Origin of the sequence: Archangium violaceum (genome assembly GCF_016887565.1) — a bacterium.
GTDB classification, from domain to species: Bacteria; Myxococcota; Myxococcia; order Myxococcales; family Myxococcaceae; genus Archangium; species Archangium violaceum_B.
Genome location: NZ_CP069396.1, coordinates 10,149,115 through 10,161,089, shown reverse-complemented (window position 1 = coordinate 10,161,089; position 11,975 = coordinate 10,149,115). Strand labels below are relative to the sequence as shown.

General features: G+C 68.4%; 13 protein-coding genes. 12 read left to right on the top strand and 1 reads right to left on the bottom strand.

Going from position 1 to position 11,975, the window contains the following annotated elements; genetic code table 11:
• Position 1: 1 nt before the first annotated feature.
• Positions 2–880 (bottom strand): hypothetical protein, encoded by an 879-nt coding sequence (locus JRI60_RS40480; protein WP_204221353.1) that lies wholly within the window; start codon positions 878–880, stop codon positions 2–4.
• Between the two features lie 58 nt (positions 881–938).
• Between JRI60_RS40480 and JRI60_RS40475 the strand changes: the two genes are divergently transcribed.
• From JRI60_RS40475 to priA, 12 genes are all read left to right on the top strand, one after another.
• A complete protein-coding gene (locus tag JRI60_RS40475) occupies positions 939–1,772 on the top strand; it encodes a hypothetical protein (protein ID WP_239470013.1) in 834 nt (277 codons plus the stop codon).
• Between the two features lie 270 nt (positions 1,773–2,042).
• A complete protein-coding gene (locus JRI60_RS40470; protein ID WP_204221352.1) occupies positions 2,043–2,210 on the top strand; it encodes a hypothetical protein in 168 nt (55 codons plus the stop codon).
• Between the two features lie 72 nt (positions 2,211–2,282).
• On the top strand, positions 2,283–2,846 hold the full coding sequence (locus JRI60_RS40465) for a class I SAM-dependent methyltransferase (protein ID WP_204221351.1): 564 nt from the start codon (positions 2,283–2,285) through the stop codon (positions 2,844–2,846).
• 24 nt (positions 2,847–2,870) lie between these two features.
• On the top strand, positions 2,871–3,491 hold the full coding sequence (locus tag JRI60_RS40460; protein WP_204221350.1) for a hypothetical protein: 621 nt from the start codon (positions 2,871–2,873) through the stop codon (positions 3,489–3,491).
• Between the two features lie 93 nt (positions 3,492–3,584).
• On the top strand, positions 3,585–4,283 hold the full coding sequence (locus JRI60_RS40455; protein WP_204221349.1) for a DUF5689 domain-containing protein: 699 nt from the start codon (positions 3,585–3,587) through the stop codon (positions 4,281–4,283).
• 47 nt (positions 4,284–4,330) lie between these two features.
• Positions 4,331–5,248 (top strand): RluA family pseudouridine synthase, encoded by a 918-nt coding sequence (locus tag JRI60_RS40450; RefSeq protein ID WP_204221348.1) that lies wholly within the window; start codon positions 4,331–4,333, stop codon positions 5,246–5,248.
• Between the two features lie 283 nt (positions 5,249–5,531).
• Positions 5,532–5,867, top strand: coding sequence for a hypothetical protein (locus JRI60_RS40445; protein ID WP_204221347.1), 336 nt, complete (start codon positions 5,532–5,534; stop codon positions 5,865–5,867).
• 186 nt (positions 5,868–6,053) lie between these two features.
• On the top strand, positions 6,054–7,184 hold the full coding sequence (locus tag JRI60_RS40440; protein WP_204221346.1) for a protein NO VEIN domain-containing protein: 1,131 nt from the start codon (positions 6,054–6,056) through the stop codon (positions 7,182–7,184).
• A gap of 96 nt (positions 7,185–7,280) precedes the next feature.
• Complete coding sequence (locus JRI60_RS40435; protein ID WP_204221345.1) at positions 7,281–8,132, top strand: DUF2381 family protein; 852 nt, start codon at positions 7,281–7,283, stop codon at positions 8,130–8,132.
• Positions 8,133–8,337: 205 nt separating this feature from the next.
• Positions 8,338–8,889: a hypothetical protein gene (locus tag JRI60_RS40430; protein WP_204221344.1), complete on the top strand. Its 552-nt coding sequence runs from the start codon at positions 8,338–8,340 to the stop codon at positions 8,887–8,889.
• A 25-nt stretch (positions 8,890–8,914) separates the two neighbouring features.
• Positions 8,915–9,607: a hypothetical protein gene (locus tag JRI60_RS53805; protein WP_239470012.1), complete on the top strand. Its 693-nt coding sequence runs from the start codon at positions 8,915–8,917 to the stop codon at positions 9,605–9,607.
• 121 nt (positions 9,608–9,728) lie between these two features.
• A complete protein-coding gene (priA, locus tag JRI60_RS40420) occupies positions 9,729–11,972 on the top strand; it encodes a replication restart helicase PriA (protein ID WP_204221343.1) in 2,244 nt (747 codons plus the stop codon).
• The last annotated feature ends 3 nt before the right edge of the window (positions 11,973–11,975 follow it).

The window sequence follows — 11,975 nt, the reverse complement described above, 5'->3', positions numbered from 1 at the left end:
GTCAGCGGACCTGCACCTTGAAGGTGAGGGCGATGAGCCGTCCTCGCTCACCACCGAAGTCGTGGTGGTAGGCGAGGTCGAGCCCACCTCCTGGCGTCAGCAGGCCGATGCCCACGCCCAGCTCCGAGGCGCGGGTGAAACCATTCCAGGTGTAGCCGGCGCGGATGGGGAAGCTCTGCCCGAGGACGTACTCCACGCCACCGCTGTAGGTGAACGTGGTGCGCTTGTACGTCTCGAAGTCGGCGCGCACGTCGGCGGCGACGGTGAGGAGGCCGGCGAGGACTCCGGCATGGGCGGAGTAGTAGCGGGTGAGCTCGGGATTGCCGGTGCCGATGAGGTTGTGACCGGAGACACCGAGGGCGAAGGCCTCGCTGGGGCGGAAGAGGATGCCGGCGTCGCCGGTGACGGCGTTGGCCTGGCGGGCCCCGCGCAGCAGCAGGTAGCGGGTGGAGACGCCGATGAGGAGACTGTCGGCGAGGGGCAGGGCCATGGACACGGTGTTGATGTGCGCGGTGGCCCGCTGGGGGCCCTTGCCGAGGGTGACGAGCTGATAGGTGACGCCGCCGGCGAGCACGCTGGTGGACGAGTCCGCGACGGCGACCATGCCGGAGGCGTCCTTGCCGACCCAGTCCCAGGTGCCGGTGAGCTCGATGCGGTAGGTGTGGAAGGCGGCGAGGGCGGCGGGGTTGCCGGTACCGGCCTCGGCACCTACCCCGAGGGCGCGCCAGGCGCCGCCCAGGCCGTAGCCGCGAGCGCTCTGGAGGTTGCGCAGGTCCTCGGCGAGGGGATGGCGGTAGAGGGAAGGCGCGGTCTCCTCCTGGGCATGGGCGGGGGCGGACAGAGCGAGGGCCAACAGGAGGAGCATCAAACGGTGCCACATGGGGGGGCATCCTAACTGCCTTGATGGAGGGGAGGGCCATCACTAGATTCGGCGCCCCATGTCCACCCCATCCACGACGAGAGCCGCGTTGCGCTTCGTGTCGGCCACCAAGGCCCTTTCCCAGGAGCTGTTCGACAGGGCAGCGGTGAAGAGGGCGCTGCTCGTGATGGGAGTGCTGGCATCGGTGAGCGCGGGCGCATACGTGCTGCCCGGAGGGTCCATCCTGCGCCGGATGATGGGGGCGAGGGAGGAGCTGAATCTCTCGGCGGTGAAGGCGGACGGCTCGTTGAGTTTCTACGGACCTGGGGTGAAGGAGGCCGGGGCGGCGCTGGGCCTGCCGGCGGATCGACCGGAGCTGCAGGCGGACGGAACGATGTACCTGAAGGTGCCGGGGCGCTGCCGTTTCGAGGCGAAGGCACTGGAGGGGAACACGGTGGCGACGGTGGTGTCCGGGGGCCGCAAGCGGGTGGAGGGCACGGAGATTCCGGCGCTGACGGAGGCGGTGCAGCAGGTGTGCGCGCTGCTGGCGGTGAGGGCGGAATCAGCGGTGGAGGGGCGCGAGCTGGTGGAGACGTACCTGCGCTCGCTGGGGATCGAGCCCCGGACGACGTCACTGGGACGCTTCGGAGGCGAGGTGGCGTACGTGTTGGGAGGGGCCGCCGAGAGCAAGCCGCAGTTCTGGGTCTACAAGGAGGGCTTCCGTCCGGCGCGAGTGCGTTACAAGGACGGGAAGGGGACGGCCTGGGACGTGCGCTTCCTGGACTACAGCTCGCCAGCGACGGGCGAGACGGTGCCGCGGACGCTCGAGGTCTGGCGTGGAGGGGAGCGGGTGATGCGCTACACGGTGCTCACGGGAGACACGAGGGCAAAACTCGCGGACACGCTCTTCTGAGTGAGCCAAACCCTCCCTCTCCCACCGGGAGAGGGTCGGGGTGAGGGTATCGCGCTCCTAGGGTCGAGCCCGTGTCTGCTCCCTCTCCCTCTGGGAGAGGGCTGGGGTGAGGGTCATGGCCGCCAGGCCGCTGTGCAAGCACTCCAGGCCCGTGGGGCATCGGCAAAAGCCGAGCGACGTTGCAGAAATAGATGCTTTGTCTCTGAACGAGCTGACGGGCGTTCCCGTCCCATGCCAACGCCGTCTCCCGAGGCCGATGAGGACACACCCATGAGGGACAATCGCTTTCCGAGCACCCAGCCGACCTGGCGTCCGGCCAAGCCCAAGAAGATGGGGAACCCGGTATCGAAGATGACCCTGGTGGCGGGGCGTCGGATTGGCGGGGCGCTGCGAGCGGAGCAGGCCCGGCAGCAGAAGCGGCGAGACACCCGGCGCTGAGAAGATCGCCGAGCCGGAGGAAGGTGGCATCCTGGGTGGGAGGAGGCGAGAGAGGCTCGCCCGGGAGGAGCCATGTCCGAGGAAGATCGGCGCAAGTGGAACACCCGCTACCGGGAGCAGGAGAAAAGGCAGGAGCCTTCCGTGTTCCTGCGCTCGCTGGCGGACCAACTGCCGAGCACGGGCCGTGCGCTCGACGTGGCGGGAGGCTCCGGGCATGACGCGCTCTGGCTGGCGAGGCGTGGCCTGGAGGTGACCCTGGTGGACGTCTCGGACGTCGCGCTCGAGCGGGCCGCGGAGGAGGCGCGCGAGTCGCGGGTGGCCCTCCGGGTGCAGCGGTTGGACGTGGAGGTGGAGCCGCTTCCTTCCGGCCCCTTCGACGTCGTGCTGTGCCTGAACTTCCTCTTCAGGCCGCTGTTCGCCGGGTTCGCGAAGGTGCTCGCGCCGGGCGGGCTGCTCGTCTTCGCACAGCCCACCCGGAGCAACCTTCAGAAGAACCCGCATCCCTCGGCGCGCTTCCTGTTGGAGGATGGCGAGCTGCCCCGGCTGATCCAGTACCTGGAGGTCGTCTCGTACACCGAGGCGTGGACCGGGGAGGACCGGCACGAAGCGAGACTGGTGGCGCGCCGCGCACGATGAAGGACGCAGGTGAAGGGAGTTCCCATGGAGTGGCTCTGGAGTCCGGGTGGTATCTGTGTGCTGTGGCTCGTCCTGCACTCCGCCGACTATCTGCTCACCGTCGCGACGGCGAGGCTGAAGAGGCGGGGAAACCTGGTGGAGCGAGTGCAGTCCGGGGGAAGCATCGAGCTCAATCCCATCTTCCAGCAGGTGGTGGACAAGGGGCAGTGGCTGTCGCGGCGTTTCATCGTGACGCTGGTGCTCGGGGCGCTCGTGTTTCCCGGGGCCGCGGCGTACTTCCTCTGGGTGGAGGACTCCCTGGGGTGGTCCGTGACGAGGGACCTGGTGGAGGCCCTGTGTGGAGGCCTCGTGATGACGCGCTTCGCGGTCATCTCCATCCACCTGCAGAACCTCGCGCTCTTCCGCCGGATGCTGCGGGTGCCCGAGGCGGCGATCGTCAGCCTGCGCTACGACCGCGGCACGGTCATGGCGGTGAGCCGGGCGCGGAAGCTCGAGGTGGCGGGGTTCTGCGCCATCGCGGCCCTCGTGAGCGGCCGGCCCTTCTTCCTGGGAGGGCTCGTCTGCGTTCTGGCGCTGGTCGCCGCCATCTATCGCTGGGAGCGCCGGCAGGTGCCCGCGGCGCCGGCCACCAGGCCCTCGGCCTGAGTTTCAGGGGGGCGCGGCTCCGGGTTGAAGGGTTTTCGACGCTCGACGCATCGGGTGCTTGAGCGGGGAGTCGTGGCGTCAACAATGCGCCGCATGATCCCTTCCCGCATGGAGTTTTCCTCGCGCGCGGCCACCGGGCTGCGCGTTCTCCTCGGCTGCCTGTCGCTCGCGGTGTTCGTCGCCTGTGATGACCCCGGCTCCGAGCCGTCCAAGTCCACGCCCATCACCCAGGCGCGCACCCAGGAGAATGGCTCCACGGTGACCGTGGAGGGCTACGTCACGGTGGTGCCTGGGAACTTCTCGTCGGCCCTGGGCAACGAGGGCTTCGCCCTCCAGGACAACACCGGGGGCATCTACGTGAAGCTGGCGGAGAAGCTCGACTTCGGGCTGGGCACCCGTGTCCGCGTGACGGGCAAGCTCAACGACGAGGCCAATCTGCGCATCCTCGAGAGCGAGTCGGCCTCCGTCGAGAAGCTGGAGGGCACGCAACTGGTGACGCCCAAGGAGGTACGCACCGGCGACGTCAAGGAGTCCACCGAGGGCCTGCTGGTGCGCATCTCCGCCAACGTGACCCGGGCCGTCCACGAAGAGCTGCCCTACGGCTACGAGCTGTATGTCGATGATGGCTCGGGAGAGGTGCAGGTGTACGTCCACGGCTCGGCCGGCTTCGATTCGGAGACGTTGCGCGCCCTGTCCGTGGGGCAGCGCATCGAGGTGACGGGCTTGTCGGCGCAGTACGAGAGCACCTACGAGGTGGCGCCCCGGCAGCCCTCGGATCTCGTGGTGCGGTAGCCCACGGGGTGGTTTCTCGGAGAGCCCCGCCGTAGAAGAGGGGCGCCATGTCGCTCCAGAAGATCTCCGTCCCTCGCGAGTCCGCCGGCGAGCGGCTCGACAAGTACCTCTCGGCGCACGTGCCCGGACTCTCGTTGGAGCGGGCGCGTGTGCTCATCGAGCAGGGCCACGTGCGCATCCGCGGCAAGAAGTGCCAGGCCTCGCGCAAGCTCTGGGGTGGCGAGGAGATTGAAGTCAGCCGGCCCCCGCCGAAAGCCCCGGCGAGACGCTCGGTGGAGGGGCCCGAGCTGCCCGTGCTCCACGATGACGCGGCGCTGGTCATCGTGAACAAGCCGGCGGGCCTGGTGGTGGAGCCGTCGGGGAACGTGCCCTCGGTGGTGGAGCTGCTGGCGGCGAGGCTGCCGCCGTTCGACGTGGAGGGGCTGGCGCAGCCGGGAGTGGTGCACCGGTTGGACCGCGAGACGAGCGGGTGTCTGGCGCTCGCGCGCACGGATGAGGCCGTGGCGGCGCTCGACCGGGCGTTCCAGGAGAAGCGGGTGGACAAGCGCTATTGGGCGCTCGTGCTGGGAGAGACGCCCGAGAGTGGCAGGCTCGAGGCGCCGTACGGGAGGGATCCGAAGGACCCGAGACGGTTCACGACGAAGGTGCGCTCGGCGCGGCGAGCGGCGCTCTCGTACGAGGTGCGCGAGCGGCTGAAGGGGGCGACGCTGGTGGAGGTGAAGCTGGAGACGGGGCGCACGCACCAGATTCGCGTGCAGATGGCGGAGGCGGGACACCCGGTGCTCGCGGACTCCCTGTACGGCCCGGAGGAGACGCGAGCGCACCCGGCGGCGAAGGCACTGGAACGCCATGCGCTGCACGCGCTCCGGCTTTCGCTGCCGAGCCCCCTCACGGGCGAGCCGGTGAGCGTCGAGGCTCCGCTGCCCGAGGACTTCCAGCGGGCCCTGGCGATGCTCCGGGGATGAGGGCCGAGGACCGCGAGGTCCGTGTGCTATCGAGCACCGTCCGACACTGGACGAACAGATGACTCCGGGGGTCGTATATCCGGGATCCCACCGCCTGGGATGGGCTCGTAAATGCCTGGAATGATTGGACTCCGGAACCGTTCTCCGTGAGGGGAGGGGTGGGGTCCACCGTCGGGGATGCCCCGGGGCATGTCAGACCCCTGGGGTAGTTTGCGTCCTTGCTGCTGAACCGGAACCGACGCGCCATCGGCGTGGAGGAGTGTGTCAGCCGCAAGGGGGTTCCATGCGAACGAAGCTGTGCGTGTTGGGGGCGGTGTTGGGGACGGCGTCGGTGCTGCCGGTGGTGTGCACGCCGGTGGAGGCTCCGACACAAGAGCGGAAGCAGGAGGAGCAGCGGGGCGGCGTCTCGCGGCAGGCGGGACGGCCGTTCGAGGGGCACGGGTTCGAGCGGCTCTCGCCGGTCGAGGTGCCGGTGGTTCCGGCGAGCCACATGTCGGACGAGCCGAAGCACCCGTGCGAGCTCATCACCGTGATGCAGGTGCCGTGCGACCCCACGGCGGCCACCTGCGAGTACACCTACTGGGAGTGCCCGCGGAACGTGAAGCCGCTGAGGGCATGACGGAGTGACAGAGCGGCCCGTGCGCGGGCCGCCTCGGCGCGGCGGGTCGGGCTCCTTCTCGGGGGCTTGGCTCGCCGCGCCGCCGTTTTCTGCCCCAGGGGAAACCTGTGAGGACCCTCTGGGTCCTGAGTGGGTTTGCGGCACTGGTGGGTCGGGCTAAGGTCATGCCCGATTTCCTCCAGGAACATGGCCAGGGACGCGCTCTTCAAACCGGGACGGGAGTCCTTCATCCCGAAGCAGCACTATCGGGACAAGGGTTCGCCGAAGGACCCTGACGACCAGTTCATGCGCTGGATCAATCTTCCGCGCAGCGGGATGGCGAACGCCCCGGGTATTCGAGCGCTCCGGTATCTCGCGAAGCCACCGTTCACGAAGCTCCCCTCCGTCCTGGTCCTGGTGACGAAGAAGTCAACCACGGGTGGTAGCTACAACCCCTGGGATGACGTCATCGATCTGGAGCAGGGGACAGTTCTTTATTGGGGTGACGCGAAGCTGCATCAACGGAAGCGCTTCACGGACTTCCCTGGCAACCGGACCCTCGAGAAGATCTGGGCAGCCGTCAACGCTGGCAAGCGAAGTGAGCTGCCACCCATCCTGCATTTCGTGAAGCATCAGAGTGGCTGGGTCACCTTCACGGGTCTTTGCGAGATGACGGCGCTGTGGCCAGACCGCTTCAAGGAGAAGGGAAGGTTCGTCGATAACTACCGTTGTCGGCTGCGCATCCTCGGTTCGGCTCCGATCCCTGTGTCCTGGCTCCACTCACGCAGATGGGCGGGGACGCCAGAGGAAGCTCTGCGCGGAGCCCCCGAGGCGTGGAGTTCATGGGTTCAGGGAGCCAGTCATCCTCCATCCGTGAGGCTGGTGGCCGAGCCCATGGAGGTGCCATGGGCGGCTGATGTCAGCAGCGCCATGGGACAGGGGTTCTCTTCCGATCCTCGGATCCGCAAAGCCGTTGAGCTTGAGGCCATGAAGCGGGCCCGAGAGCACTTCCAGAAGAAAGGCTTCACCCGGATTGATGATGTTTCGCGCCAGAGGTCCTTTGACCTTCACGCGCGGGACGGAGAGCGCGAGGTCTTCGTCGAGGTGAAGGGCACTCAAACAGCCGGCTCCCGAGTCTTCCTGACCAGCAAGGAGGTTGAATTCGCAAGGCACAACAAGAACAAGATGGCCTTGTATATCTTTCACTCCATGCGGGTTCGTGAAGTGAATGGAGAGATGATCGTCGAAGGTGGGGCGGAGCGGGTGAGCGATCCTTGGGATGTGGATAGCGGCACCCTCGACATCGCTTCCATCACGTACTCCTACGCGCTTCCGTAGCACCGCGCGCGCGGTCCGCCCGACAGAGGTGTTCGACGGCGCTGGTACTGGACGGCTCAGGTCATGTTATACGCATGAACCGTGAAGGTCATGTGCATGCCACTCCGTCTCGAACGGGCCGCCGTGATGGCCCTGTTCCTCTGCGCCACCGTCGTCAGGGCCCAGCAGCCGCCCGAGGTCCGTGTGCGCCGCGAGCAGCATCTCGTGCTCGCCCGGGTACCCGTTGGGAGTGAGCCGGAGCTGAGGGTTGCCCCAGGCCTCCCTACCGTCATGCGCTTCGACGCGGAGGTGGTGCATGTCGAGGTGAATCACGAGGGGCCAGGGCGCCTCGTCTGGGTGGACGTGGCCGGACACTCCCTCTTGCTCGAACCGCGGCGGGAATTGGCCTCCGACGAGAAACTACCGCTGGAGGTAGTCCTCGCTCAGGGCCCGATGCGCACCCGGGTCGTCTTCCAACTCGTCTCGCGTCCCGGTGAAGTGGACGCACGGGTGGACGTGGAACTGCGCCCGCGCTCCGTCCGGCCGGAACTGGAGCAGGAAGTTGCATCGTCCCGGCGCGAAGACGGCCCGTTCTCCCGCTTGGTGTTCTCGGGCGTGATGGGCAAGTCCGGTATCACCGCCGGCATGTTCCGGGGCAGAACCGTTGGGCGCGGGGTACTCGCGAATACCGCGTGGGACTACCGGGCGGCTCATGGGCGGGCCATCACTTTCATCGTGCTCAATGTGGGAGCGAGGCCCTGGTTTGCCTCGGAGGTCGTGCGTTTGCCGGTGGCGGGTGAGGTGAGCGAGGAAGGCAGTGGATGGACGGTGAGCATGGCGGCTCCCATCGAGCCAGGGAGCACCGGCCTGGTGGTGTTGGAGTCGGTGGAGGCGGCGGGGGTGCCCGTGCGCCTGGAGGTGCGGGAGGCGGGTGGAATCCGAAGTGTGCGGGTGGAGGAGTCGCGCTGATATGGATGCCCACGCGGAATGGAAGAGCGGAGCGCTCGTGCGCCGGTGGCTGGTGGGTTATCGGGGGGCGTTCGTCCTGGTCGCGGTCCCGTTGGTCGTGTTTGGTACGGGGCTCGTCACCTGCTCTCGCGGAGGGCAGCCTGCGGAGGGGGGCCGGGTTGCTCTACCCTCCGAGTCCAATCACCTGACACAGGAAGACTCCCTCATGTGTGAATCGAAGACTCTTGCCAGTTCCTCGCCGGCTCCCGAGGTAGAGCCCCCCACGCTGGACATGGACTTCATGAAGTCGCTCGCGGCGGCTGTGTGTCTGGTGTCGGCCGGGTGCGCCAGCGTGCCGGTGAGTCCCTCCTGGCCCCAGGATTGTCCCCAGGAGGCGCTCGCCGCCATGAGCATCAGGGGCTTCGGACCGGGCACTCAGGGCTATGTCACGCTCGACATCAACCGGCCGGGTGCGCTGAGCCAGTTCGACGATTTCCGCGCGGGGCCCATCGTGAGCAGCATCCGAGAGTTGGATGCGGTCGACCTGCTGCCACTGGGCACGAAGTTGTACGGGTTCATGTGGACGGGCGGAGACAAGGTCCACACCTACTGGACCCGGGCGGAGTTGCCCAACGGGGCGAAGATGCCGGTGTGCATGGTGCTCGGCTTCGACGAGCAGGGGGGATACTGGAAGGAGCCGGGGACGCAGCCGGGCACCTTCAGCATCAGCAGGCAGGCCCCCATGACGGTGACGCGCCGCTTCGAGCGGCCCGAGTAACGCGCGATTCGCGCGAGGTTCCCTCATGGGTTCTGAGCCCTCTGTCCCACCGCGCTTCTTCTACCTGGAAGAAGACGCCCACGGCTCCCGTTTCGATACCGATGCCAATACGGTCGAGCCCATCAACCTCGGAGAGGCCCCCCGTTGCTCGCGGTGCGGCGATCCTATCGGGATGCTGACGTGGCTGCCGCCCTATCGCGTCGATCTGGTGCTGCACGGTGAGGAACTTGGGGATTTCCTTCATCTTTCCGGGGATGACCTGCTTGTGTCCAAGCGGTTGGCCCAGGCCTTGCGCGACGAGGGCCTCACGGGACTCGAGGGCTTCCATCCAGTGGAGGTTATGCGGGTGCGCAGGAAGCGGCGAAGCCCCAAGCCATCAAATGTCCCTCAGTACTTCACCGTCAGGCCCTGCCTCGGTCGCGCGGCGGTGGACCTTTCGCGCAGCCGCATTCGTTACGGGAAGACTCCCACCTGTGAGGAGTGCCGCTGTGAGGGCATTGATGCCATTCACGGCTTCACCCTGGAGTCGGGCACCTGGCAGGGGGAGGACATCTTCCACCCCAGGGGGCTCCAGGGGGTCCTGACCGTGTCCGAGCGCTTCGAGCGCTTCGTGGCGCGGCACGGGTTCACCAACATGCGGCTGACGCTCAGCGAGGAGTACGTGTGGAACCCTCGGGGACCCCACCCGTTGACCACCACGAAACAGGGCTCCGCGTAAGACGTCCTTCTGCCTCCAGCACCCCCAGTGCATTCCCGGACATCGCGCGCGTCCACGGGGTGCACCGTGGCCAGAAAACTACCGGTGTCAGAGGCCGCCGCTACAGTGCTCCCCTGTCGCCTTGAGCCCCTCGAACCTCGCCTCCGTTGCCGTCGGCCGTCCTGTCCGGGGCGAGTTCACCTACGTCGTCCCCGACGGTCTCTCCGGCCGTCTGTCGCCGGGCCAGCGCATCCTCGTGCCCTTCGGCCGCAGCATGTCGCTCGGCTTCTTCCTCGGGCCCGCCACGCCTCCTCCCGAGAGCGAGAGCGTCAAGCTCAAGCCCATCATGAAGGTGCTGGAGGACTCGCCGTCCCTCCCTCCGGACCTCATCGCGCTCCTGCGTTTCGCCGCCGAGCACTACCGCTACCCGCTCGGTGAGGTCATCAAGAGCGCGCTTCCCCCCGGGCTCACCAAGGCCGAGGAGGAGAAGCAGGCGAAGCCCGACGTGCAGGAGTTCGCCGTGGCGCTCGTCCCCGAGGCGCCCGCCGTCCTCCGCCGCGCCCCCGCGCAGTCCGCCGCGCTCGCCTATCTCCTCGCGGTGGGCGGCCGCGCCCCCATCGAGGAGGTGGCCCATGCCATCCCCGGCGCCCGCGAGACGCTGCGCAAGCTGGTCGATCGTGGCTTCGTCCGCATCGAGGAGGAGGTCATCGCCCCGGGGGTGAAGGAGGGGCTCGCCCAGGGCCGTCCCGACCAGCTCACTCCCGAGCAGGCCGCCGCGGTGACGGAGCTCCACACCGCCGTTGACCTTGGCGGCTTCCAGCCCTTCCTCCTCCACGGTGTCACCGGCAGCGGCAAGACCGAGGTGTACCTGCGCGCCGTGGAGCGCGCGCTCGAGCACGGCAAGGGCAGCCTCGTGTTGGTACCCGAGATCGCCCTCACGCCCCAGCTCGTGGGCCGCTTCCGCAGCCGCTTCGGCGCCGACGTGGCCGTGCTGCACTCGGCCCTCAAGGACCGCGAGCGCCTCTTCCACTGGCAGGCCCTGCGCAAGGGCTCGGTGCGCATCGCCGTGGGCGTACGCTCGGCCGTGTTCGCCCCCGTGGAGAATCTCGGCCTCGTCGTGGTGGACGAGGAGCACGACCCCTCCTTCAAGCAGGAGGACAAGTTGCGCTACCAGGCGCGCGACCTGGCCGTGGTGCGCGCCAAGCAGGCCGGGGCCGTGGTGGTGCTCGGCTCGGCCACGCCCTCGCTCGAGACGCTGGAGAACACCCGCCGCGGCCGCTACCGCAAGCTGGAGCTCAAGAACCGCGTCGACGACCGGCCCATGCCCACCATCCAACTGGTGGACCTGCGCCAGGAGCGCCCCCGCGAGCCGCTCGCCCAGGAGGAGGCTCCCATCCTCTCCCCGCCGCTGCTCGACGCCATGGCGGAGACCATCGGCCGCGGCCAGCAGGTCATCCTCTTCCTCAACCGCCGCGGCCACAGCACCTTCCTCATCTGCGAGGTGTGCGGCACCTCGGTGAAGTGCTCCGAGTGTGACGTGTGCCTCACCTACCACCGCTCGCAGAACCGGCTGGTGTGTCACTACTGCGGCGTGGCCCACCCGGTGCCCGAGCACTGCCGCGAGTGCACCGGGCCCCTGCTCAAGATGGGCATCGGCACCGAGCGCGTGGAGGCCGAGGTCGCCGAGCGCATTCCCCAGGCCCGCGTGGCCCGGTTGGACCGGGACTCGGCCACCAGCGCCGAGCGCCTCACGGAGCTGCTCGCCTCCTTCGCCCGCCGGGAGATCGACGTCCTGGTGGGCACGCAGATGGTGGCCAAGGGGCACGACTTCCCCGGGGTGACGCTGGTGTGCGTGGTGATGGCGGACACCTCGCTGGCCATCCCCGACTTCCGCGCCTCCGAGCGCACCTTCCACCTCCTCACCCAGGTGGCCGGCCGCGCCGGGCGCGGGAAGGACCCGGGCCGGGTGCTGGTGCAGACCTACAACCCGGACGCCGAGCCCGTGAAGCGCATGCTCGCCCATGACTTCGACGGCTTCGCCGAGGGGGAGCTGGGGCGGCGCAAGGTGCTCGCCTGGCCGCCCTACACCCGGATGGCCGCCGTCCGCCTCGAGGGCGAGAGCGCCGAGCAGACCGCCAGCGTGGCCCGGTTGCTCGGGGACTTCATCGGCCGCAACATGCCCCCCGCCTCCTGGGGGGTGCGCCTGCTGGGGCCCGCCATCGCCCCCATCTCCCGCATCCGGGGCCGCACCCGGTGGCAGTTGCTGCTCAAGGCCCCTACCCATGCGGCGCTCGCCCCGCTGCTCGCCCGCCTGGAAGCGAAGCTGGTGGACATTCCGTCCGCCGTGCGTGTCACGATCGACGTGGATCCGGCGGCCATGCTGTAGACT